Source organism: Streptomyces atratus, from assembly GCF_040655115.1.
Taxonomy (GTDB): domain Bacteria; phylum Actinomycetota; class Actinomycetes; order Streptomycetales; family Streptomycetaceae; genus Streptomyces; species Streptomyces atratus_D.
The window spans coordinates 82,572-105,528 of the sequence record NZ_JBFAJH010000012.1; the positions used below are offsets into that span (position 1 = coordinate 82,572).

General features: G+C 70.5%; 19 protein-coding genes and 1 pseudogene. 10 read left to right on the forward strand and 10 right to left on the reverse strand.

Annotation, left to right across the window (positions count from 1 at the left end; translation table 11 throughout):
* Positions 1 to 42: 42 nt before the first annotated feature.
* Positions 43 to 3,498 carry a DNA polymerase III subunit alpha gene (locus tag AB0I23_RS16585; RefSeq protein ID WP_359109889.1) on the forward strand — a complete coding sequence of 1,152 codons (3,456 nt, stop codon included), beginning with the start codon at positions 43 to 45 and terminating at the stop codon, positions 3,496 to 3,498.
* Positions 3,495 to 4,493 (forward strand): DNA polymerase Y family protein, encoded by a 999-nt coding sequence (locus tag AB0I23_RS16590; RefSeq protein ID WP_359109890.1) that lies wholly within the window; start codon positions 3,495 to 3,497, stop codon positions 4,491 to 4,493. The genes AB0I23_RS16585 and AB0I23_RS16590 overlap by 4 nt, the downstream gene beginning before the upstream one ends.
* Before the next feature lie 654 nt (positions 4,494 to 5,147).
* Here AB0I23_RS16590 and AB0I23_RS16595 read toward each other — a convergent pair.
* Positions 5,148 to 6,173, reverse strand: coding sequence for a cytochrome P450 (locus AB0I23_RS16595; protein ID WP_359109891.1), 1,026 nt, complete (start codon positions 6,171 to 6,173; stop codon positions 5,148 to 5,150).
* 739 nt (positions 6,174 to 6,912) lie between these two features.
* Entirely contained in the window at positions 6,913 to 8,037 is a 1,125-nt protein-coding gene (locus AB0I23_RS16600; protein ID WP_359109892.1) for a PP2C family protein-serine/threonine phosphatase, read from the reverse strand.
* Between AB0I23_RS16600 and AB0I23_RS16605 the strand changes: the two genes are divergently transcribed.
* On the forward strand, positions 8,030 to 8,551 hold the full coding sequence (locus tag AB0I23_RS16605; RefSeq protein ID WP_359109893.1) for an aldehyde dehydrogenase family protein: 522 nt from the start codon (positions 8,030 to 8,032) through the stop codon (positions 8,549 to 8,551). The genes AB0I23_RS16600 and AB0I23_RS16605 overlap by 8 nt on opposite strands.
* Here AB0I23_RS16605 and AB0I23_RS16610 read toward each other — a convergent pair.
* Complete coding sequence (locus AB0I23_RS16610; RefSeq protein ID WP_359109976.1) at positions 8,545 to 8,679, reverse strand: hypothetical protein; 135 nt, start codon at positions 8,677 to 8,679, stop codon at positions 8,545 to 8,547. The two genes, AB0I23_RS16605 and AB0I23_RS16610, sit on opposite strands and share 7 nt — an antisense overlap.
* Here AB0I23_RS16610 and AB0I23_RS16615 point away from each other — a divergent pair.
* From AB0I23_RS16615 to AB0I23_RS16635, 4 genes are all read left to right on the forward strand, one after another.
* A complete protein-coding gene (locus AB0I23_RS16615) occupies positions 8,666 to 8,869 on the forward strand; it encodes a hypothetical protein (protein ID WP_436846946.1) in 204 nt (67 codons plus the stop codon). The two genes, AB0I23_RS16610 and AB0I23_RS16615, sit on opposite strands and share 14 nt — an antisense overlap.
* Positions 8,870 to 9,239: 370 nt before the next feature.
* Complete coding sequence (locus AB0I23_RS16620) at positions 9,240 to 10,133, forward strand: esterase/lipase family protein (protein ID WP_359109894.1); 894 nt, start codon at positions 9,240 to 9,242, stop codon at positions 10,131 to 10,133.
* Between the two features lie 393 nt (positions 10,134 to 10,526).
* Positions 10,527 to 10,991: a GNAT family N-acetyltransferase gene (locus tag AB0I23_RS16630; protein WP_359109895.1), complete on the forward strand. Its 465-nt coding sequence runs from the start codon at positions 10,527 to 10,529 to the stop codon at positions 10,989 to 10,991.
* 35 nt (positions 10,992 to 11,026) lie between these two features.
* On the forward strand, positions 11,027 to 12,505 hold the full coding sequence (locus tag AB0I23_RS16635; protein WP_359109896.1) for a trifunctional class I SAM-dependent methyltransferase/NUDIX hydrolase/VOC family protein: 1,479 nt from the start codon (positions 11,027 to 11,029) through the stop codon (positions 12,503 to 12,505).
* Here the strand turns inward: AB0I23_RS16635 and AB0I23_RS16640 are convergent.
* Both AB0I23_RS16640 and AB0I23_RS16645 read right to left on the reverse strand, forming a co-directional pair.
* Positions 12,502 to 13,011, reverse strand: a complete 510-nt coding sequence (locus AB0I23_RS16640) for a DUF402 domain-containing protein (protein WP_359109897.1) — start codon at positions 13,009 to 13,011, stop codon at positions 12,502 to 12,504. The two genes, AB0I23_RS16635 and AB0I23_RS16640, sit on opposite strands and share 4 nt — an antisense overlap.
* Positions 12,992 to 13,912, reverse strand: a complete 921-nt coding sequence (locus AB0I23_RS16645) for a GNAT family N-acetyltransferase (RefSeq protein WP_359109898.1) — start codon at positions 13,910 to 13,912, stop codon at positions 12,992 to 12,994. The genes AB0I23_RS16640 and AB0I23_RS16645 overlap by 20 nt, the downstream gene beginning before the upstream one ends.
* A gap of 69 nt (positions 13,913 to 13,981) precedes the next feature.
* On the opposite strand from AB0I23_RS16645, the gene AB0I23_RS16650 reads away from it, so the two are divergent.
* The gene (locus tag AB0I23_RS16650) at positions 13,982 to 14,356 is read left to right on the forward strand and encodes a GntR family transcriptional regulator (protein WP_359109899.1); all 375 of its coding nucleotides are present in this window, start codon (positions 13,982 to 13,984) and stop codon (positions 14,354 to 14,356) included.
* Positions 14,357 to 14,449: 93 nt separating this feature from the next.
* Here AB0I23_RS16650 and AB0I23_RS16655 read toward each other — a convergent pair whose 3' ends face one another.
* Complete coding sequence (locus AB0I23_RS16655) at positions 14,450 to 15,553, reverse strand: DUF5925 domain-containing protein (RefSeq protein ID WP_359109962.1); 1,104 nt, start codon at positions 15,551 to 15,553, stop codon at positions 14,450 to 14,452.
* A 421-nt stretch (positions 15,554 to 15,974) separates the two neighbouring features.
* On the opposite strand from AB0I23_RS16655, the gene AB0I23_RS16660 reads away from it, so the two are divergent.
* Positions 15,975 to 16,757: an SGNH/GDSL hydrolase family protein gene (locus AB0I23_RS16660; protein WP_359109964.1), complete on the forward strand. Its 783-nt coding sequence runs from the start codon at positions 15,975 to 15,977 to the stop codon at positions 16,755 to 16,757.
* Positions 16,758 to 16,787: 30 nt separating this feature from the next.
* Here the strand turns inward: AB0I23_RS16660 and AB0I23_RS16665 are convergent, their stop codons facing one another.
* Positions 16,788 to 18,425, reverse strand: a complete 1,638-nt coding sequence (locus AB0I23_RS16665; protein WP_359109900.1) for a serine/threonine-protein kinase — start codon at positions 18,423 to 18,425, stop codon at positions 16,788 to 16,790.
* Between the two features lie 278 nt (positions 18,426 to 18,703).
* On the opposite strand from AB0I23_RS16665, the gene AB0I23_RS16670 reads away from it, so the two are divergent.
* The gene (locus AB0I23_RS16670) at positions 18,704 to 18,967 is read left to right on the forward strand and encodes a hypothetical protein (protein WP_078840391.1); all 264 of its coding nucleotides are present in this window, start codon (positions 18,704 to 18,706) and stop codon (positions 18,965 to 18,967) included.
* Positions 18,968 to 19,047: 80 nt separating this feature from the next.
* Here the strand turns inward: AB0I23_RS16670 and AB0I23_RS16675 are convergent.
* The 3 genes and pseudogenes from AB0I23_RS16675 to AB0I23_RS16690 all read right to left on the reverse strand — a co-directional run.
* Positions 19,048 to 19,442: pseudogene (locus tag AB0I23_RS16675) on the reverse strand (CoA transferase); the annotation flags it as partial.
* Between the two features lie 420 nt (positions 19,443 to 19,862).
* Complete coding sequence (locus AB0I23_RS16685) at positions 19,863 to 20,180, reverse strand: putative quinol monooxygenase (protein WP_359109901.1); 318 nt, start codon at positions 20,178 to 20,180, stop codon at positions 19,863 to 19,865.
* Between the two features lie 118 nt (positions 20,181 to 20,298).
* The gene (locus tag AB0I23_RS16690; RefSeq protein WP_359109902.1) at positions 20,299 to 22,857 is read right to left on the reverse strand and encodes a GH32 C-terminal domain-containing protein; all 2,559 of its coding nucleotides are present in this window, start codon (positions 22,855 to 22,857) and stop codon (positions 20,299 to 20,301) included.
* Between the last annotated feature and the right edge of the window lie 100 nt (positions 22,858 to 22,957).

A 22,957-nucleotide genomic window follows, 5' to 3' on the forward strand; every position in this document is an offset into this window, starting at 1 on the left:
CGGGCGAAAGGCTCAAATGGGGTGATTTGATGGAGGTGCGGCATGGCGGGTTACGCCCATCTGCACGTCGCGTCCGGATACTCCGCCCGCTACGGTGCAGCCCATCCCGAACACCTTGTCCGGCGAGCGGCTGAGCGCGGTACGACGGCGCTCGCGCTCACCGACCGGGACACGGTCACCGGTGCCGTACGGTTCGCGAAGGCCTGCGCCGGAGCCGGGATCCGGCCGGTCTTCGGCATCGATCTGGCCGTGGAGGCCATCGCACCCCCTCCTCCGGTGCAGCGGCGCCGCACCCCGGCGCGCGGTGGCGCCCATGTCGTCGAGCCGCCCCTGCGGGTGGTGCTGCTCGCGCAGAACCGGACGGGATGGGCACGGCTGTGCCGCATCACGTCGGCCGCGCACGCGGGCACGGCAGGCGGCGCGGCCCCGGTGATGGTGCCGTGGGAAGCGCTGCGCGAGTACGGCGGTCCCGGTCTGATCGTGCTGCTCGGACCGCTTTCGGAGCCGGTACGGGCACTGGCGGCAGGCCGGGAGGACGTCGCGGCGAAGCTGCTGGCGCCGTGGCGGGAGATCTTCGGCAGCGGTGTACGGCTGGAGGCTGTCCTGCACAGGCGGTCCGGTACGGGCCCGGGGTCACTGCGGCTGGCCGCCCGCACCCTGGCGCTGGCCGACCGTACCGACACCACCGTCGTGCTCTCCAACGCCGTCCGCTATGCCGACCCGGACCAGCACCGGCTCGCCGACGTCCTTGATGCCGCGCGACTGCTGCGCCCCATCGACCGGCGCCGCCTGGACAGTGGGCAGCGCTGGCTCAAGGACGAAGGGGCGATGGCGCGCATCGCGCAGTTGATCGCCGAGTGTGCCGGAGCGGACGCCCGGCGGGCGGACCGTCTGCTGGCGGACACCGCCGCCACGGCGGCCGCGTGCTCCGTCGATCCCGCGGCAGACCTGGGGCTGGGCACACCGCACTTCCCGGAGCCGGCAGTGCTCGGCGTCGAGCCGGGAACGGGCGGCGCGGCACAGTTTCTGCGTCGCCAGTGCGAGGCCGGCATGGTGCGGCGCGGTCTGGAGCGTGACCGGGCGGCGCTCGACCGGCTGGACGAAGAGCTCGGTGTGATCTCCGAGCTGAACTACGACTCGTACTTCCTCGCCGTCGGTCAGGTCGTGGCCGACATCCGGGAGCTGGGCATTCGGGTAGCGGCCCGCGGCTCGGGCGCGGGATCGATGGTCTGCCACGCGCTGGGCATCGCCACGGCCAACCCGCTCGACCACCGCCTGCTGTTCGAACGCTTCCTGAGCGTGCGCCGGGCCTCGCTGCCCGACATCGACATCGACGTGGAGTCCGCCCGACGGCTGGAGTGCTACGACGCGATCTTCGACCGGTTCGGCAAGGAACGGGTGGCGGTCACCGCGATGCCCGAGACCTACCGGGCCCGCAGGGCCCTGAGGGACACCGGTCTCGCGCTGGGGATCACGCCGGCTGAGGTCGACCGGATCGCCAAGAGCTTCCCGCACCTGCGGGCCTCCGACATCACCGGCGCACTCGCCGAGCTGCCCGAACTGCGTCAACTGGCGGCCGAAGCGAAGCGGTACGGGCCGCTGTGGGAACTCGCCGAAGGCCTCGACTCCCTGGTTCACGGCATGGCCATGCACCCCTGCGGAGTGATCATCAGCGACGCGACGCTCCTGGACCGGCTGCCCGTGCAGCCCACCCCCCAGGGCAACTATCCGATGGCGATGGCGGCCAAGGAGGAGATCGAGGCGCTGGGCAACATCAAACTGGACGTCCTGGGAGTCCGGATGCAGTCTGCAATGGCTCACGCCGTCGTCGAGATCGAACGGGCGACCGGCAACCGTATCGACCTGGACGACCCCAAGCAGGTTCCGCTCGACGACGTCTTCGCGTTCAAGCTCATCCAGGAGAGCCAGACCCTAGGCCTGTTCCAGCTCGAGTCACCCGGCCAGCAAGATCTTCTGTCCCGGCTGCAGCCCCGCGACCCGCAGGACGTCATCGCCGACATCAGCCTCTTTCGCCCCGGACCGGTTGCCGGGGGGATGCCCGAGCGGTACATCGCCGCACGTCATGGCGGTACACCGGCCTACGCCCATCCGGACCTCGAACCCGTGCTCGCCGACACCTACGGCGTGACCATCTGGCACGAGCAGATCATCGAGACCCTGTCGGTGCTGACCGGCTGCGATCGCGCACTGGCCGAGATCGCCCGACGGGCTCTCGGTGACAAGGGGCGACTGCCCAGGATCAAGGACTGGTTCCACCGCCAGGCGGCCGCCCGCGGTTACAGCCCCGCGGTCCGCGACGAGGTCTGGAAGACCGTCGAGGCCTTCGGTGCTTACGGCTTCTGCCGGGCCCACGCGGTCGCCTTCGCCGTACCGGCCCTGCAGAGCGCCTGGCTCAAGGCGCACTATCCCGCGTTCCTGCTGGCCGGCCTCCTCGAACACGACCCCGGTATGTGGCCCAAGCGCGTCCTCGTCTCCGACGCCCGTCGCCGCGGCGTGCCGGTTCTGCCCGTCGACATCAACCGTTCCAAGGTGAAGCACACCGTGGAGAAGTCCGACGGGGAGCGGTGGGGCGTGCGGCTCGCACTGTCCGCGGTGCACGGCATCAGTGAGGAGGAGTGCGCGCGGATCGAGGAGGGCCGGCCGTACGGATCGCTGTCGGACTTCTGGCAGCGGGCCCGGCCCAGCCGACCGGTCGCCGAACGCCTCGCGGAAATCGGCGCCTTGAACTCTCTCCACGACGGCCGCCTCACGCGACGCGATCTGCTGCTGCAGATCGCCGAACTTCACCGGCAGTCCCGCAACCGGTCTGCGGGCAAGGGCCAGTTGCCCCTCGACGCGGGTGCAATCGGCGGAGCGGAGCCGAGCGGCCTTCCGGAAATGACCGGACGCGAAGCCCTGAGCGCCGAGCTGAGCACGCTCGGCATCGACGTCTCCAAGCACCTGATGGAGCACCACCACCGACTGCTGCGGGAGATCGGCGCAACGGACGCGGCGCATCTGGCCGGGATGCGTCCAGGTCAGCAGGTCCTCGTCGCCGGCGTTCGGGCCTCGACCCAGACCCCGCCGATCGCCAGCGGCAAGCGGATCATCTTCGTCACTCTGGAGGACGGTTCCGGCCTGGTCGACCTGGCGTTCTTCGAGGACTCCCACCCGGCCTGCGCGCACACCGTCTTCCACAGCGGCCTGCTCCTGGTGCGCGGCACGGTCCAGGTGCGCGGCAACCGCCGCACCGTCGTCGGCACCATGGCCTGGGACCTGGACCGGATCGCCGCGGCCCGTCGTGACAATGGCCCCGAGGCCGCTCTCGCCCTCCTTGGAGTCGATCGCCCGCACCCGACCCCCGCTCGGCCGCAGCGCACCCTGGCCAACGGCACCACCGGCGCCCGCCTGCACCCGTATGCCGACCTGCAGCCCGCCGGCAGCCGTTCGGCTGACCTGAAGAAGTTCGGTTACACCAGTCCGGGGAGCGCAGGATGACCACGCGCCAGCGGCATATCGCCCACCTCTACCTGCATGCCGCACTGACCGAGGATCAGTACGCCGATGTAATCGAACTGATGTCTGGCATTACGCCCCACGTCCAGGCCGTCCCGCCCGACGCCGTTCAAATGGACCTGACTTCGGCACTCCGGTACTTCGGCCTGTCCCCCTACGACGTGGTCCAGCTGGCGAAGATCAGACTGAAGGCCCTCTACGGCATCGACAGCAGTGCCGGGCTCGCGGGCAACCGCATGCTGGCGGCCATGGCGGCCGACGCGTCCGCGCCGGGAGACACCACCTGGGTCCCCGTCGAGCGGGCCGCCGAATGGCTGTACCCCCGCCCGGTCACCGCACTGCCCGGTATCGGCCGTGCCACCGCGGCCACGCTCGGCCGATACGGCCTGCATACCATCGGTCAGGTCGCCGACGTACCCCCGTCGACCCTGCAACGCATTCTCGGCGTCGGCCAGGCCCGACTGCTGACCGAGCGGGCCCGTGGCCACGACCCCCGCCCGGTCGTTCCGCTGGAACCGGCAGCACACCTGACGGCCGATCTCGTGCTCGACCAGGACTGTCTCGACCCGGCGCGGCATCACCGTGCCGTTCTGGGTCTCGCCGACCGGATCGGCCAACGTCTGCGCGGCGAAAGCCAGGTCACCGGCCGTCTCACGCTCACGGTGCGGTACGCCGACCGCAGCTCCACCACGCGTACGTGCAGTTTGGCGGAGGCCACCGACCACTCACCCGCTCTCGTCACGGCTGCTCTGGGCCTTCTGACCGCTCTCGGGCTGCAGCGAGCAAGAGTCCGTGCCTTCGCGATCCGCGCCGACGACCTGCTCCCGGCCGACGGCGCTCACCGCCAACTCTCCCTGGACCCCGGCGATTACCGCGCCCGTGCCGTCGAAGCCGCCGCGGACCGGGCCCGCCGGCGATTCGGGGTGGAGGCCGTACGTCCAGCCGCCCTGGCTACTCCAACCGCAGTCAGAACTTGATCCCGGCGAGGGGCTGATCTCGCCATGCTCGCCTGCGCTGCGACGTGCCGTCATGCTCGTGGTGGCGGTGGGACTCGTTGTTTGGAAGCGTCCCCTGGTCGCGTGGTTGACCGGGTCTCTGGTCAGTCTCGGCATGATCATCGGCTTTGTTCTGTCGCGCACCGTCGGTCTGCCGAACGGCTATTACGAACCAGGCTGGGAGACCATCTCACCGCGTTCGGCGCCGGAGAATCACATATACGGGGATTGTTGTGGCGGTCTGAACAGGCAGACCGCCACGGCGGCCTGTCGCGACGGGCCGGTCGTCGGGAGGAAGATCACGTCGACCGCTGGTGGCGGCCTTCCTCCGCCGATTCGATCTGGAGCACACCTTTTCGGTTCGCGAAACAGACCTTCGGCCGGACCAGCCGAAACTCCGTACCCCGAAGCCGCGGACCTCTTCCTGCGGTTACGGAAGGTGCATCCGATGGCTGTGGAGCACGAAGACAACCGGTGCTACGTCCGACATCGGCCGGGTGGTCGCCAACCGGCCGGCCGCCGACGGAATGTCCGTCATCGTGACCGGGCGCAACGCCCAGCGCGGAGCCCCAGACCGTGAGTCGAGACGGGCGAGTTCGCCGTGGAGACGGCCTGTCACTGAAAGCGGGACTGCCCTCAGCTGCGCAAGGTGGCGCGCAGGCGCAAGCCGACAGTTGCGAGACCTTCGAAGGTGGTGACCTGGTAGCTGGGTTCTGGTCCGGGCGGCTCGCTCAAGTGGTAGCAGCGGGCGGTCTGCGCAGCCAGGAGCGTCAGCATCGCCATGGCCAGAGCGGCTCCCTCGCAGCCATGCGGCCCGGTACCGAAGGAGAGGAAGACCCCGGGTTTCGCCGGCGAGCCCGAATCATCGAGCCAGCGCTCGGGATGGAACTGGTCCGGCTCGGGGTGTTGCCGTGCGTCGCGGTGGGCGGTGTAGGGGCAGACGAGAACGGTGGACCCGGCGTCGATGGTGTAGTCGGCGAGCTGAGTCTGCCGCGTGGCGCGCCGGGTCAGTAGCCAGCTCGGGGGGTGCAGTCGGAGCACCTCGCGTACCAGTGCCTGGGTGTATTGCAGGCTGTCGAGGTGGGTGCTGGTCGTCGCGGCCGGGTCCGCGGGCAGCAAGGCGGCTTCGGCCGCGACGCGGCCCGCTGCCTGGGGGTACCGGGCCAGGTGGAGCAGAATCCATCCGGCTGCCCGGGAAGGTGTCTCGAAGGTGGCGACGGTGATTCCGGGGAGAGGGTCGAAGATGGCTTCTTCCGGCAGTAGGCCATAGCGGGAGGAGGGCCGGAGCATCTGTCCCAGCACGTCGTCACCGAACCGGCCCGATGAACGGCGTCGGCGGACGACGGGCCGCAAAGCGTCAACGAAGGCGACTTGCTGCCGTGTGCGGAACCGCCGTGCCGGTGTGGGGACCCAGTGTGGCCATACCCAGCGCGAGGGGCGTACGAGAACCTCCCGGGCCAGGAAGAGCTGTGAGGCAAAGGGCAGCAGGGTGGGAGCGTCTTCGGAGAAGAGGTAGCGCACGCCGATCTCTGCCAGGGCGTGCCGGACCGGGGGCAGAATCTCGACGTCCTGGCCCAGGGGCCACTGGTCAGCAAATTGAGCGGTCCTGGGCGCTATCTCACCGATCCGGGTTGCAACCGCCTGCGGGCGTAGTCCGCGCATGCGGGCGGCGTGAGCGTGCGCACGCTCCTCAGGCGTCGGTGCTCCGCTCGACCGCTTCAACGGCGGGAAGAGAGGCGAGGGTGGCTTGGGGAAGTCCTGCGCGCGGTGCAGAACCGCTTCACACGGCCCGGCCGTAGCGGCTACATAGACACCCGGCTCCAGCTGCCAGACGTCCCCGCACTCGTCAGCGCCACGGCGCGCTAGTGCCAGCCGGTCGCGGCTCCAGGCCGCGAAGCTGCCTTCGGGCAACCGCGGCGGCTCATTCATTCGGCCCATGGGATCGCCCCTGACTCTCGTACCTGTCCAGGCCGACATGGTCGGCAGGGTGGCCAGGAGCCGGCGGGCGCCCGGGGGCTCCCGTCGGCAGTGCGGTCAGACCCGGTCGTCGCCGCCTTACGCACCCCAGTCGTGTTCCCCGTACGCACCGTAGTGGCGGGTGAAGGACAGCTTGCCGAGCAGCTTGGCGATCATGATGCACTCCTCTCGCCTGCCTGAGCCCTCCCAGCAGAGGGTTCAGCAAAGAAGTTCTCGCCAGAACCAACCACCACGCATGCCATATTTCCACTCATGCCATATATGTCACATTCAGAGCATCGGTTGTACGCGTGGATATGAGGCGCGTGCTTGCGGACCGGGTCCAAGGGAGCCTTGGGGAAGCCCGCGTTGTCGCTGGCGTCCGGGAGGCCGGACCGATGAACGTGGATGAGCAGCTGCTGCGCGGCCGGGTCCTGGGCCACGACTACGACGACCCAGACCCGGGCCCCGGGGTGTGCTGGATGCAGACCATGACGGCGTCGTCGTCCAGGTGCCCGCCCACATGAGTCAGAAGGTCGGCGCGCAGGCGGTGGATTAGGGCCTGGGGGCTGTCGTGTGCCTGGGAGGCGGCACGTTCGGTCAGTGGGTAGAAGACTCCGCCGGGGTCCCGGGCTTCTATCACGCCGTCGGTGTAGAGCAGCAGCAGGTCTGCGGGCTCCAGGGTGAAGGTGTCCACCTGGTACTGGGGTGTGGTCAGCTCGCCCAGGCCCAGTGGCGGCGCGGGGCGGGTGGGGTTGAGGGCGGTGGCCTGTCCGTCGCGTAGTAGCAAGGGGGGTGGGTGCCCGCAGCTGATCATCTCCGCCTTCTCGCCTGCATCGGGGATGTCGATGACTGCGGCGGTGATGAAGCACTCCCCTTCCTGCTCCGACTCGGTGGGTTCGACCATGCTCCAGCACACGCTGTTCTCCAGGTAGGCCATGAGGTCGGGCAGGGACGATTGCCGGTGTGCGGCCGCCCGGAATGCGCCCAGCAGCAGCGCGGCATCTCCGATCGCGGTCAGGCCCTTGCCCCGCGCATCCCCGATGATCAGCCTGGTGCCGGCCGAGGTGCGGGTGGCCGCGTAGAGATCGCCGCCGATCTGCGCCTGCTCCTCCGCCGCGAGGTACACCGAGGCCACCCGCAGTGGCCCGATCTGCCGCGGCAGCGGTCTGAGCACCGCTCGCTGCGTGGCCTCCGAGACCGTGCGCACCTGCGCCAGCTCACGACCGTACCGATCCCGCAGCCACCGGAACACCGTCACGACCGCCGAGACCACCACCACGGCGACGATCTGCGTACCGATGCTCTCCGTGGTCAGGATGCGGAGCCCTACGCCGACGCCGAACAGGGCCGCCACGGCGATGGCTCCGACCATGGCGGTTAGGAGGGGGCCGGCGAAAGAGGCGGTGAGCGCGGGAGCCACGATCAGTAGGGGGCCCAGCGCCACGTCGGGCCCGGTCGTTGCGTCGACAAGCACGATGGCTGCGATCAGAGCGAGCGGGATCGCCAGCAGGGCGTCACTGGCCCGCCAGGAATGTTGGCGGAACGAAAGCCGCCGCCATATGTCCATATGTCTGAATTGTACCTATCGGAGTGGCTCCGCAAGTCGGTCCCTGGTCCTGCCCGGAGCGGTTTTGGCTGTGACCGTCGCAGCTATCGCAGTTCGTCGGGGGTGTCCCACAGCCGGTCCGCGCTGCCGAAGGTGCCGGCCAGGGACCGCTCGCGTCCACCGTTTCCATGTACTCCGCGATCGGCACCCGAGTGCTCGAGTCACAGAAGCGCGGGGTGATCGGCTGGCGGGCCGCGACTTCGGCCCGCTGAACAACCTGAACCATGTGGCGCGTCACGACTCCCTCGTCGCCTCCTCGTCGGCGAAGCGACAACTGGCGGCGGGCATCGCCGCCCCGCCCGGCGAGGAGCACGGCCACTGGCGTGTGGTCCTTCTCCTTGCAGATCTCCCGTACGACGACCCGACGGTCACCGAGGAAGTGTTCTGCCCGCTCCTCACGGTCCAGCAAGCGGACGGCGTGGAGGCGGCTCTGACCCTGGCGAACAGTGTCCCGCAGGACTGGGTCATTCAGTGATCGGTGGTGGAGTGGGGGTTGGCGGCGGTGCCTTCGGTGCTGAGCAGCACGAGTATCGAGGCGGGGCCGAGGCCCAGGGGCGTGCGGAGCTCGTCGGCGCTGACGGTGGTCGGGGTGTTCTTCGGCACCGTGGCCGGTATCGCGGGGATCCTGCCCTTCAACGCGGCCACGACCGATTCGGTCCTGCCCGACCAGGGGCCGGGGATCTGGCTGGCGATCGTCGCGATCGCCGCCGGGGCCACACTGATCACCACCCTGGGCACAGCACTCCGCGTGCTGCGGGTGCCGGCGGTCGACGCGGTCGCGGTGACCGCTTGATCCGGCCGGGTCCGGATCGGCCATGTCCGAGGCTGCCACGCGACCCGCAGGCGTGCCGGCCTGCCGGGCCGCGCGCTGCCGTGTCCGCCGGGACCGGGCGGCCCGGCGTCGACTACCGGGACTGCGAGCTGCGGCTCCGACTCGCCGGGACCTGACGTGCCGTCGTACACGTCCGCCGGCCCTCGGAATGACACCGTGTCAGTTTTTACCGACGCGTAACTTCCCTTGCTACCTTACTCGCGCGTAGTTTGGTGTGAGCGCATAGAGCGCGGTACCGAACATCGGTACGGAACGTCGGTACAGAACTTGTGGTCCGGGCCGCAGGGCGCATTGACATCGCAACTCCCTTGAGCCGCAAGGAGACCACACGATGCTGCCCTGGACACGTGCGCCGCGCACCCCACGTGCGCGGAGAACCCTCGCCGCACTGCTCCTCGCCGTCGCAGCGTTCGCCGCCCCCACGGCGACCGCCACCGCAGCCACCCCCGCCGCCGCAACGGCCCCCTCCCGGGGCTGGAACGACTACTCCTGCAAACCCTCCGCAGCCCACCCCCGCCCCGTCGTCCTGGTCCACGGAACCTTCGGGAACTCGATCGACAACTGGCTCGTCCTCGCCCCGTACCTGGTCAACCGGGGCTACTGCGTCTACTCGCTCGACTACGGCCAGCTTCCCGGCGTGCCGGTCTTCAACGGCCTCGGCCCGATCGACAAATCGGCCGGCCAGCTCGCCACCTTCGTCGACCAGGTGCTCGTCGCCACCGGAGCGCCCAAGGCCGACGTCGTCGGTCACTCCCAGGGCGGCATGATGCCCAACTACTACCTGAAGTTCCTCGGCGGCGCCGCGAAGGTGAATGCCATGATCGGGCTCGCCCCCGACAATCACGGCACCACCCTGCTCGGGCTGACGAAGCTGCTGCCGTACTTCCCGGGCGCCGAGGACCTGCTGAACGCCAACACGCCCGGCCTCGCCGACCAGGTCGCCGGATCCCCGTTCATCACCAAGCTCAACGCGGGCGGCGACACCGTACCCGGCGTGCGGTACACGGTCATCGCGACCAGGTACGACGAGGTCGTGACCCCGTACCGCACGCAGTTCCTGGACGGCCCGAACGTGCGCAATGTCCTGCTCCAGGACCTGTGCCCGGTCGACCTGTCCGAGCATGTGGCGATCGGGACCGTGGACCGGATCGCGTACCACGAGGTGGCGAACGCCCTGGACCCGGCGCACGCCACCCCGACCACCTGCACCTCGGTCGTCGGCTAGGTCTTTCGCTCGGATCGGACCGGACCCCGCGAGCCCGGCGTGATCCAGACGAGAGGCCCCAGGACGACCGGTCGCTCAGTGTCCGCGCCGGGCCGCGACGACGGCCCGGCGACGGACCGAGGCGAACAGTGCGGCCGCGCCCACGGCGAGCGCGGCCGCACCGCCGATCGCCAGGTACGAGGTACTGCCGCCGCCACCTGTCCCGGCGGTGTCGCGGCCGTTCAGCAGCGATGGAGAACGCGCGGGTCAGGGGGTACGGCCAAGGAGGACACCGCCCGTCGCGCCGTGGCGCTCGCAGTACGGTACAGGGCTGCGACGCGGCCCTCCCCGTACGTGCACGCGGGACCCGGACCCACCTGTCCGTCATGGGCGGGCTTCTCGTACCGTGCTTCCATGACCGCCCACACGTCCGACGAGATCCGCCTCGCCGCCCCGGCCGACGTCCCCGCCGTACGGGCCGTCACCGATGCCGCCTACCAGCACTACATCGCGCGCATCGGCGTCGTCCCCGCACCGATGCGCGCGGACCACGCGGCGGATGTGGCGGCGGGCCGGGTGTACGTGACGGGCGACCAGGACGTCATCGGCGTCCTGGTCCTCGTCCCGCATGAGGACCACCTCTTCCTCGAGTCCGTCGCCGTCCACCCGGACGCGGCCGGCCGGGGAGTCGGCCGGCGGCTGCTCGCCTTCGTGGACGCGCACGCCCGCAGCCTCGGCCTTCCCGAGATCCGGCTCTACACCAACGCGCTGATGTGGGAGAACCAGAAGATCTACCCGCGCTACGGGTACGAACTGGTGGAGCGGCGCGTGGACGGCGTCTACGACAGGTTCCACTACCGCAAGCGGCCGACCGGCTGATCGACTGTGTCCGTGGCGGCTGGGACGATCGACGCATGACGACGATCGACTGGGACTCCGCCGCCGACTCCTTCGACGAGGAACCCGACCACGGGCTGCTCGATCCGGTGGTCCGGCACGCATGGGCGCAGCGTCTCGAGAACTGGCTGCCCGCGGGCCGCTCCGAAGTGCTCGACCTGGGGTGCGGCACCGGAAGTCTGGCGCTGGTCGTCGCCGGGCAGGGCCACCGGGTCACCGCGGTCGACCGGTCGCCGCGCATGGTCGAGCAGGCGCGGGCCAAGCTCGCCGGGACGGGTACCGAGGTGCTTGTCGGGGACGCGGCCCGACCACCGGTCGGGAAGCAGCAGTTCGACGTGATCATGGCCCGACACGTGGTGTGGCTGCTGCCCGATCCCGAGGCTGCTCTGCGTCACTGGTTCGGTCTGCTGCGGCCCGGCGGGAGGCTGCTGCTGATCGAAGGGGTTTGGGGTGGGGTGGGCCTCTCCGCCGAGCGATTGACCGCACTGCTCACCCCGTTCACCGAGCGCATCCACCACGAGCGGCTCTCCGGCGACCCGAACCTGTGGGGCAAGCGGGTCGACGACGACCGGTACGCGCTGGTGGCGCGCGCCGAGCCGCCGCACCGGCACGCCGAGATCGTCGATGTGCATCTGATCCTGCGCCGCGGCCCCGACGTCCTGCTCGCCCGCCGCGCCGGCACGGGATACGCGGACGGGCTGTTCGACGGCCCGTCCGGGCATGTGGAGGACGGCGAGGACGTCCGCGAGGCGATGATCCGCGAGGCCGCCGAGGAGATCGGTCTCGCGCTGGACCCGGACGAGCTGCGGGTCGCCCTGGTCATGCAGCACCGGGGTCCCGGCGGCAGTCCCCGGACCGGCTGGTTCTTCGAGGCGGAGTACGACCCGGCCCGCCCGCCGTACAACCGCGAACCGGAGAAGTGCTCGGAGCTCGCCTGGTTCCCGCTGGACGCCCTGCCCGACGACATGGTCGCGTACTTCCGTGCGGGGCTGGACGGTTACCGGGCGGGGGAGCACTTCCTGATCCACTGGCACGAGGACGGCGACACCGTGGCGTACCAGCCGCACGGCATCCGCCGCGCGGTCCCGCTGCGGTCCGGCGGGTCCGGCACCGGCGGGGTGCACCACATCGAGCTGTGGGTGCCCGACCTGGCGGCGGCCGAGGCGGGGTGGGGCTGGCTCCTCGGTGAGCTGGGCCATGTTCCCTACCAGAGATGGGAGCACGGCCGCAGCTGGCGGCGCGGTGACACCTATCTGGTGATCGAGCGGTCGCCGGCCATGGCCCCGGGACCGCACGACCGGCTGCGCCCCGGCCTCAACCACCTGGCGTTCCACGTCCGGGACAGGGCCACGCTGGACGCACTGGTGGCGCGGGCCCCGGAGCACGGCTGGCGGCTGCTGTTCGCGGACCGCCATCCGTACGCGGGTGGCGACGGGCACTGCGCCGCCTATCTGGAGGACGAGGCGGGGTACGAGGTGGAGCTCGTGGTGCGTTAGCGTCCGTCGCCGGACGGGCGCGACGGTGCCAGCAGCCCCGCGAGCCCGCCCGCGAGGGCGAGGCGTTCCAGCTCGTCCAGTGCCCCGCGGGCGGCATCCGCCGCGTCGGGATCGTGTGCGGCCAGTCCGCTCTCCTCGAACTCGTCCTCGTCCAGCCGCAGTACGGAGGAGCCGTCCCCGGACACCCAGAGATCGAGATCCAGGTCCTCGACCAGCAGCTCCCCGTCGCCCAGCACCGCGGGCCGGGTGATGTCGCAGTACCAGCCCTTCAGCGTCCCCTCGCCGGTGCGGACCTCCTTCACCGCGAACCACCGGTCGCGCCAGTAGTGCTCGGTGAAGACATCACCCGGCTCGAACCGTACGAAGCCGAAGTCGCGCACACCCGGTGCGGCCCACGGCGCGGTCACCGTCACCCGGGTGCCGTCGTCGCCCACGAGCTCCGCCGGGTAACGGATCTTCGTCCGTCCCGCCTTGGCCAGGACGACCTCAACCGATGTTGTGGACATGGCGCACCTCCGTGGCGCAGATCCGGTAGCCGAACCACTTGTTGATCGCCAGCATCGGAACGTTGTCCGCGTCATTGCCGGTGTACGCGTCCGTGTAGCCGGCCGCGCGTGCGCGGTGCAGCGAGTCGGCCTTGGCGAGTTTCGCCAGCCCCCGGTTGCGGTACGCCCTGCGGGTGCCGGTCATTCCCGACCAGTAGCGGGTCAGGCCGTCGGTGTTCGCCGCGCTGAAGGCCGCCACCTCGCCGTCCACCACGACGACCGAGGTGAGCTCCCGGTCGAGACCGGGGTTGTTCCAGGTGCTCCGCAGCCAGTCCTCGTAGTCCACGAGTTCGGCGGGGGTGTCGCTCGGTTCGTCCGCGGTGGTCTCCGCGTCCGCCTCGAACAGGGGCCGCGGGTCGTCGGCGAACTCCGCGGCGGTCCGCAGCTCCACACCGGACGGAGGGTCCTGACGGGGCGGCAGCGTGCCGTGCGCGAGGTCGAGATGGAGGAAGTGCGCCGGGCGGCTCGGCGTATACCCGCGCTTCTCGGCGAAGACCAGGTTCGCCGGTTCGTCGAGCACCCAGGTGTAGACGGCGGCAGCCCCCTCGCCGGCCAGATACTCCTCGGCGGTGCGCACCAGCAGCGAGCCCGCCCCGCGGCCCACCCGGTGGGGGTGTGTGTACGGATTGCAGAAACCCTGGCCTGGCTCCGGGCTGTCATGGACGATGCCCACCTGAGCGGTGCCGATGATCTCCCCGTCCTCCTCGGCGACCAGCAGCCTGAACCGCCTGTCGGGATGGGCGTTGGCCTGTTCGAAGGCAACCTGCTCAGGAGTCGTCACCATGTACGGAAGTGCGGCGCGCCGCACCCGTACCCACGCCTCGGCGTCGGTGGGCACGAAGTCGCGAACGATCACAGTCATGCGGCGGACGTTACGGGGAGAACCGGCCCGGTCGCCTCCGAATTTCCGGCGGTGGGGGAGAATCGGGCCGTGACTTTGAAGATCGCTCTCGATCCCGGCTCCGGCACCGCCCCGTACGAGCAACTCCGCACGCAGATCTCCGAACTGGCGCGGTCCGGCGCGCTGCCCGTCGGCTACAGACTCCCGACCGTACGCGGTTTCGCCGAGGAACTCGGCCTCGCCGCGAACACGGTCGCCAAGGCGTACCGGGCCCTGGAGGCGGACGGGGTGATCGAGACCCGCGGACGGAACGGCACGTTCGTCGCTGCCGCGGGGGGCGCGGCGGAGCGCAAGGCCGCGGAGACGGCGCGGGAGTACGCGGACCAGGTGAGGCGGCTCGGGTTGTCGCGCGCGGCGGCGGCGTCGCTGGCACAGGACGCGGTGCGGGCGGCGTACGAGGAGTGACCGCGGCCGTCCGACGGCCGTTCACGTCCTCGAGGGCCTGACCACCGACCCCGTCCTGCGATTGAGGACGAACTGGGTTGCCGGGCCGAATCCTCAGAGGTACAGCCCCGCGTCCGCCCCCGCGTCCTGCTTCGGCACCGAGGCAGGACCGGTGCCGCGGCGCAGCGCGTACAGCTCGGCCAGCGTCGCACCCTCCCGACCGAGCCCCTCCTCCGTGCCCAGCCAGGCCACCGCCTCCCGGCGCGTCAGAGAGCCCACCTCGATGCGGGCCAGGCAACGACCGGGCCTGACGACCGCCGGGTGGAGCCGTTCCAGGTCCTCATTGGTCGTCACGCCCACCAGCACATTGCGGCCCTGGCCCAGCAGCCCGTCGGTGAGGTTCAGCAGCCGGGACAGCGCCTGGCCCGCCGTGTGCTTGGCCTCGCCGCGGATCAGTTCGTCGCAGTCCTCCAGGAGCAGCAGCCGCCACCTGCCCTTCGCCGTGCCGTCGTCCTCGCCGATCGCGATGTCCATCAGATAGCCGACATCGTTGAAGAGCCGCTCCGGATCGAGTACGCAGTCGACCTGGCACCAGTCCCGCCAGGACCGGGCCAGCGTGCGCAGCGCGGACGTCTTGCCGGTGCCGGGCGGGCCGTGCAGCAGGAGCAGTCGGCCCGCGATGTCGTCCGGCGTCACCTTCATCAGCCGGTCCATGGCCTCGGCCACCGGCGCCGTGTAGTTGCCGCGCACCTCGTCCCACGTACCGGCGGCGATCTGACGGGTGGTGCGGTGCGGGCCGCGGCGCGGCGAGACGTACCAGAAGCCCATCGTCACGTTCTCGGGCTGTGGTTCCGGTTCGTCCTGGGCACCGTCCGTCGCCTGGTCGAGGATCTTCCGCGCCAGCTCGGCGGTGGTCGCGGTGACAGTGACGTCGGCGCCGCGGTTCCACCGCGAGATGAGCAGCGTCCAGCCCTCTCCCTCGGCCAGTGTCGCGCTGCGGTCGTCGTCGCGGGCGGCGCGCAGCACCTTGGCGGCCGGCGGCAGCAGCGTCGCCCCGGACTTCACCCGGTCGAGGGAGGAGCTGTGGGAGTACGGCTGCTCGCCCGTCGCGAAGCGGCCGAGGAACAGCGCGTCGACGACATCGGACGGGGAATCGCTGTCGTCGACGGTGAGCCGGATCGGCAGAGCGGACTCAGGGTTGGCAGACATGGCGCCCATGATCCGGCACAGGGGCGCCCGGCGCACCCAGGTTTCACCACCTTCTGCCGCCTGTCGGGGCGGTCCGCATCGTTCACTTCCCCGAGCCGGTGAAGGCGTCCTTGGCCGGATGGGTTCCGGGGCTCCGGCACTCCGGTCGTCGGTCGAATGCCGTACCTGCCGCGGCGTCGGGTGAACCGCCGGACCGTCACCCGCTCCAGGACGTACGGTCCCTGGCGGCGCCGTGCCGTGCGTGAGTTTGCCCCGCAGTGCGCCTGATGCCGGATGTCGATGTGACGCTCGCTCAGGAGGCCGTCAAGAAGACCTCATGAGATGGACTTGGCATGAACACTTCCGGTGGGCCGTCCGTGCTGCTACCACTGAGTAGCGCAGAGATCCTGCCGGTCGGTCCAAGGGAGATTCCGTGAAAATATCCAGACTTGTGGCGTTGTCGTCCTCGATTCTGCTCGGTGCCGTACTCGCCCTGACCGGGGCGTCCACCGCGAACGCCGCGACGTCCGTCGATTACGTCGCACTCGGCGACTCGTACTCCTCCGGGGTCGGATCCGGCAGCTACGACAGCGCCAGCGGTGACTGCAAGCGCAGCACCAAGGCCTATCCCGCGCTCTGGGCCGCCGCCAACTCGCCCGCGTCGTTCGCCTTCACGGCCTGCTCGGGCGCCGTTACCGACGATGTGAGGGCCGGACAGCTCGGCCCGCTCTCCGCCTCGACCGACCTCGTCTCGATCTCCATCGGCGGCAATGACGCGGGCTTCGCCGATGTCATGACCACCTGTGTCCTCCAGTCGGAAGCCACCTGCCTCAGCCGGATCGCCACCGCCCGCAGCTACGTCGACTCCACCCTGCCCGGAAAGCTCGACTCGGTGTACACGGCGATCAGGTCCAAGGCGCCGTCCGCCCGTGTCGTCGTCCTGGGCTACCCCCGCTTCTACAAGATCGGCGGCAGCTGCATCGTCGGTCTGAGCGATACCGAACGCTCCGCCATCAACAGCGCCTCCGACTACCTCAACGCGGCAACCGCCAAGCGTGCGGCCAACCACGGCTTCGCCTTCAGCGATGTCGCATCCAGGTTCACCGGGCACGAGATCTGCTCCGGCAGCGCCTGGCTGCACAGTGTCAACTGGCTCAACATCGGTGAGTCGTACCACCCCACCGCCGCCGGACAGTCGGGCGGCTATCTGCCCGCCTTCAGCTCCGCGGCCTGACAGGGCGGCGGAAGCCACGGGCCGCCCCGGTCAGTCGTGCGCCGGGGCGGAGACCCCTTCCGCCGGGGCGGAGGCCCCGTCCGTCGGGGTCTCCGTCCGGCAGGTCACCGAGAACTCCACTCCGTTCGAGGTGACCGCGACCGGACTCCTCACTTCCAGGGTGATCGTTCCGTGGTACGTGATGTCCTGTCGGTACGTCAGCTCCGTGTGCGACACCTGCTTCGACCGCCCGCCGCCGGCGCCGAAGGACAGCGACTGCCAGCCGGGATCGGAGCTCGTACCGTCCTTCAGCACCCACCGGTACTCGACCCGGGCCGGCGTGAGCCCCACCGTGATCGTCGCCTCGACCGCCGGTGCCTCGGTGTGCGGCGGCGGGCAACTGCCCTCGTAGCTGTCGCGCACCGAGGTGAGATACACCGTCACGGTCCGGGGCGGCGATTTGCTCGTACTGCCGTGGGTGGTGTTGCCGGTGCTCCCGGTGTTGCCCCCGTCCGGTGATTCGTCGACGCCGGACGTTCCCCGGGTGGCAGGCGCCGAGCGCGGGGCGCTGCTGGTCGGGCCCGGGCCGCCCGCGCCGGTGGCGCCTCCCGCGTTCTCGTCGTTGCCCTTGTGCGCCAGCGTCCAGACGATCCCGCCGACGGCCAGCAGCAGGACCGCCACCCCGACGGCGAGAAGCGCGACCGCGCGGCGCGACCGCTCCTCGGGAGCGGACGCGTACGTCGCGGAGGGAACGGGCGACGGGGAGGGGGGCACGGGAAGCGGCGTCGCAGGAGCCGTCGTGCGGGCCGTCACCGTCGCACTGTACGGATCCACCGCACCGGCCCCCGTGGGCCGTGGCGTACCCCCGGCGGCGACGATCCGCAGCCGATGCTCGGCCTCCGCGGCCGAAAGCCGCTCGGCCGGGTCCTTGCGCAGCAGCCCCTCGACGACCGGAGCCAGCGGGCCGGCCCGCCGGGGCGGCGGCAGTTCCTCGTCGACCACCGCCCGGAGCGTGTTCAGCGGGGTGTTCTGACGGAACGGCGAATTGCCCTCGGTCGCGGCGTACAGAAGCACACCGAGCGACCACAGATCCGATTCGGGCCCCGGCGTGCGCCCCAGTGCGCGCTCCGGTGCCAGGAACTCCGGCGAGCCGATCAGCTCACCCGTCATGGTGAGTGCGGACGTCCCCTCGACCATGGCGATGCCGAAGTCCGTCAGCACCACCCGCCCGTCGTTGGCGAGCAGCACATTGCCGGGTTTCACATCGCGGTGCAGCACCCCGGACCCGTGGGCGCCGCGCAGCGCGGCCAGCACCTCCGCGCCGATGTGCGCCGCTCGCTGCGGGGGCATGGGACCCTCGGCGTCCAGTACGTCGGAGAGCGCGAGCCCGCGGATCAGCTCCATCACGATCCAGGGGCGGGAGTCCTCGGTCGCCACGTCGTAGACGGTGACCACATTGCGGTGGGAGACCCTCGCCGCCGCCCATGCCTCCCGCTCCAGGCGCGCGTACAGCCGCTGTACGTCGGAGGTGGGCAGCCCCGACGGGGCGCGGACCTCCTTCACGGCGACCTCGCGTCCCAGCACCTCGTCGCGCGCCCGCCACACGGTCCCCATCCCGCCCTGGCCCAGGAGGCCCAGCAGGCGGTAGCGGCCCGCGATCAGTCGGTCCTCGTCCGGCACTTCGCTCACGGTGATCCCCCATCCGCAGGAGTGGCGGCAGCACGGCGGAAACCTCTCCACGCTAGCTCAGACCGGGCCGTTCCCGACCCCCTTGCGCAACAATCCGCCGCTGCGGGCGAACCGCTCCCGCTCTGTCCAACTCGCCCTGGAATCGAGCGAATTATGAGCACCGTCGTCAACCTCCGTATGTGTGTGCTCAATCCGGCGTCCGGGATACACGCGTGTCATCGCGGGGGGATAGGGTTAACCTGCCCGGGCCGGGTGCCCTCGTACGGGTGGGGAGTGACATGGAACAGATAGCGATGCGCAGCAGGCCGCGTGTGCCTGCCATCACATGCGGAAGCAGTGCGACCAGTTCGCGGCTCGACCGCCATCTCGCAGTGCTCGGCGGTCCCGCCGTCCCGCAGCGCGAGACCGCGGAGGCGACGCTGCTGATGCTGGAGCTCACCTCGCGCGACGCCGCGCACAGCCGCCGGAGCAGGAGCGCGCGTGTCTCGCTCTTCGCGCCGTTGCGGCGACTGCGGCGCTCGCTCTTCGGCAGCCGCCACTGACCCGACGGCCTGTCACCATCGATCCGGCCCCCGACCGATCGCCCGTCCCTGACTGAACCGGCCCGCCGCTCGGGCCGCGCTCAGGCGATCACACCGTCCCGGCGCAGCTCCGCTGTCTGTTCGTCCGTCATCCCCGCGGCCGCAGCAGTGCTTCGGTGTGCTCGCCGAGCGCCGGTACGGCTCCCATCCGCGGCTCCGCCCCGCCCGGCAGGGTGATCGGCGGCAGCATGGCCCGCAGCGCCCCGGCCGGCGATTCCACTTCCCGTCACCGGTCCCGCGCCGCCGGCTGCGGGTGTGCTGCCACGTCCGCCACGGTGTTCAGCCGGGCGCAGGTGGTGCCCGCCGCGTCCAGCCCGGCCAGTTTCGTGGTCAGCGTGGCGAGCGCCTCGGCCACCACCGCATCGGTCCGCTCCCGGTACGCGGTCCGTGTGGTATTCGTCGCGAAGTGCGGATCGTCCGCCAACTCCGGCCGCCCCGCTCCTCCGCGGCGCCTCGTCGTCCACCCCGTCGCCCTCTCCGCCGGCCCCAGCCTGTTCGACGCGAGCGGCGACCGGTTCGTCGGAACCGCCAACTACGCGGAGATCTTCAGCGATCCGGCCACGCTCGAAGCGGGAGAAGTGGTGCCGCCAAGACGGAGCCTCCTGAACTGCCGAACGCGCCGCGCCGGGTGTCGCATCGGATGGACGCTTCCCTCTGCTGGCCGGTTCGGCACCGCCGGAGAGAACGACACAGTCGGACGCTCCGTCATCTTTCGGTCAGCTCTTGACCGCACCCAGCGTGAGCCCGGCGACGATGCGGCGCTGGAGGAGGAGGCGGCCTCCTCCGGTTCGCCCGGCGATGTCCGCGGCGCCGGCGATCACGGGCGCCGCCCCGCCCGCTGCCCGGGACAGGGCGCCTACGAACGCCCGCTCCCCTGCACGACGTCGAGCGGGCTCAGGAACGTGAGCACGGACTCCTTCTCGGTGATCAACGGCTGCAGCTCCGCGTTGAACGGCGCCCCGTAGGGTGCTGCCAGGTGGGCCTGGAAGGCGGCCTCGTCCTCGTACACCTCGAAGATCCAGAACGCCAGGGGATCGGATTCCTTGGTGTACACCTCGAACGCCAGGTTTCCGGGCTCCTCACGGACGTGCCGGCTGTACTCCTTCACCAGCCCGGCGACGTGTTCCACGCTCCCGGGGCGCACGGTGAACTCGGCCAGCAGAGTCTTCTTCATGTCCTGCTTCCTGTCCTTTCCTGTGTGTCGCCGCCGACGCCGGCATGGCGGAGGGCGCGGGGGAGGGGCCGGTTCCGGCACCCCGCCCCGCGCCGTCGAGGGGCGTGCGGGGGTGGGGTCAGTCGCGGTACGACCGCAGCTGCCAGACCTTGGCGCTGTCCAGGCGGGCGGAGCCGCCCTCGGCGAAGAGCCGGATCCCGTTGCTGTCCGGGCGCGGGAAGATCTGGTCGGTGATCACGGCCTGGCCGTTGCCGCCGAACACCTCCACGGAGGACCAGTCGACCAGGATCCGGAACTCGACCTTGCCGTTCCTGGCCGCCAGCGGTGCGCGCTGGACGCCCGGGAAGTCGGCATGGAAGTCCACCGCACCCGACCGCGTCCGGTCGACGTACAGCTCCTGGGTCTCCTTGTCGTAGCCGATGACCGTCTCCTGCCCTTCACCCGTGCGGACCTTGAACCCGAACCGCTCGGCGTCGCCGAGGGAGAAGGTGGCCCGGATGTCGAGCGCCTTGCCGTCGGCCTGCCCTGCTGCCAGTGGCATGGAGCCTTCCGCGATCCTGACGTCGCGCACCCCGACCGCAGGGCCGGCGTGCAGCGACTCCACGGTGGACACCGGCTGCTGCGTCAGCCGGATCCGGCCGTTCACGGTGCGCAGCGCCATCTCCCGCGGGACGCTCTGCGCGCTGCGCCAGGGGGAGGCCGGAATGCTGTTGCCGTACTGCCAGTTGTTCATCCAGCCGATCATGCGGCGCTTGCCGTCCGGAGCGTCCTCCCAGGAGACGGCCGCGTAGTAGTCCTTGCCGTGGTCGACCCAGTGGGCCCGCCGGACGCTGGAGATCGCCGGCTGGTCGGCGGCGACGAAGTGGTCGGCCAGGAGGTGGCCCCAGCCGCCCTTGTTCATGTCGACGAGCTGGACGACGGCCTGCTTGCCCCGGTGGGCGCGGAGGTCGAAGGACGCCCAGTCCAGACTTCCGCTGTCCGCGCCGGTCACGCTCTGCACGACCTTGCCGTCGACGAGGAGGTTGACCGCGGTCTCGGTCGAACGGGGCCGTGCCGGAGTGTCCGACAACATGACCTGGTCGAGCAGGATGTGCCCCCAGCCGCCGGTGTTCCCGTCGACGACCTCGATGTGCGCGCTCCGGCCGGCGAGGTCGCCGACGTCCCAGGAGGCCCAGTTGAGCGCCTCGGAGTCCGCGCCGGTGGCGCTGCGCACCGTTTTGCCGTCGACGACGAGCCGGACGGCGGTGGGCGCCTCGGATCCGGAGGGGTGATTGCCGCCGCCGATCAGGAAGTTGATGTGCTTGGCGGTGATGGTGAACTCGGGCGAGGTGAGGGTGCCCGTGGGTGCGTCGCCGCCCAGGAAGCTGTTCACCAGGCGGTCGTCGGCGTGCCCGGACACCTCCTGCTGCCCGGGGAGCGTGCCCTGTGCGGGACCGTCGCCGAAGGCGGTGCCCGTGGTCGTCCAGGAACCGTAGCCGTCCTGCTCGAAGTCGGCGAGGACCTCGCCCGCGGGCGCGGGGGAGCCACCCATCACCGAGCCGGGGACGTGCGGGTGACGGCCGCCGGCCACCTTGAAGTTGAGATACGGGCTCTCGACGGTGAAGGGCGGTGAGGTGAGCGTGCCGGTCTCGGTGTCGCTGGTGTGGAAGGTGTCGACGAACCCCTGGCCCTCGACCCCGCTCGTGCCCGATGTACCGGGCGCGGGCGTGGGGACCGGTCCGTCGCCGAAGGCCGTGCCGGTCGTCTCCCAGGTGCCGTAGTCGGCCCCCTCGAAGCCCTGCACCACCAGGCCGGGCGGAGGCGTGTAGGAGCCGTCGTCGTCGGGCTTGAACCTTTTGCCGTCGAAGTCGCCCACGAAGTACTGCGCGGCCGAACCACCCGCGATGCCACCGGGGTTGATGTTGACGACCAGCACCCACTTGGTTCGGCTCGGATCGCCGTCGACGGGCAGCTGGAACAGGTCCGGGCACTCCCACACGCCGCCCACCGCGCCCTGGGGGCCGAAGTCGCTCAGATGCGTCCAGCTCTTGAGGTCCTTGGAGGAGTAGAACCGGACCTTGTGCTCGGTGGACAGCGACACCGTCATCAGCCAGCTCTTGGTGGGCGCGTACCACTGGACCTTGGGGTCCCGGAACTCCTTCGACCCGATGTCGAGCACGGGGTTCCCGGCGTACTTGGTCCAGGTGCGGCCGCGGTCGGTGCTGTACGCCAGGGACTGGGCCTGCTTGCCGCCGCTCTTGTAGGCGCTGGTGTAGACGGCCACCATCGCGGGGTTCTCCTTGGTCCCGAACCCCGTCGTGTTGTGGTGGTCGACGACGGCGCTACCGGAGAAGACCATCTCCTCGTCGTCGTGGGGGATGGCGAGGGGCAGCTCCTCCCAGTGCACCAGGTCCTTGCTGACGGCGTGGCCCCAGGACATGTTGCCCCAGGTGTTGCCACTGGGGTTGTACTGGTAGAAGAGGTGGTACTCGCCCTTGAACCAGACCAGTCCGTTGGGGTCGTTCATCCAGTTCTTCGCGGGGCTGAAGTGGAACTGGGGGCGGTACGTCTCCGTGTACGGCCGGCTGTCCTCCGCCGCCGCCTGCGGGGCGACGGCGGTGACGGCGAGCGCGCATGTCGCGGCCGCGGCGGCGACGAGGCGCAACGGGACGCGACGGAGTACGGGGCCTGGGCTCATTGTTTCTCCTGCACTGTGGGCGGCGGTGTCGTGTCCGCGTCCGCTGCGGTGGCACGACGCCGGGGGATTCGCAGTGCCGGGCGGTGGGGGCGACCCGGAA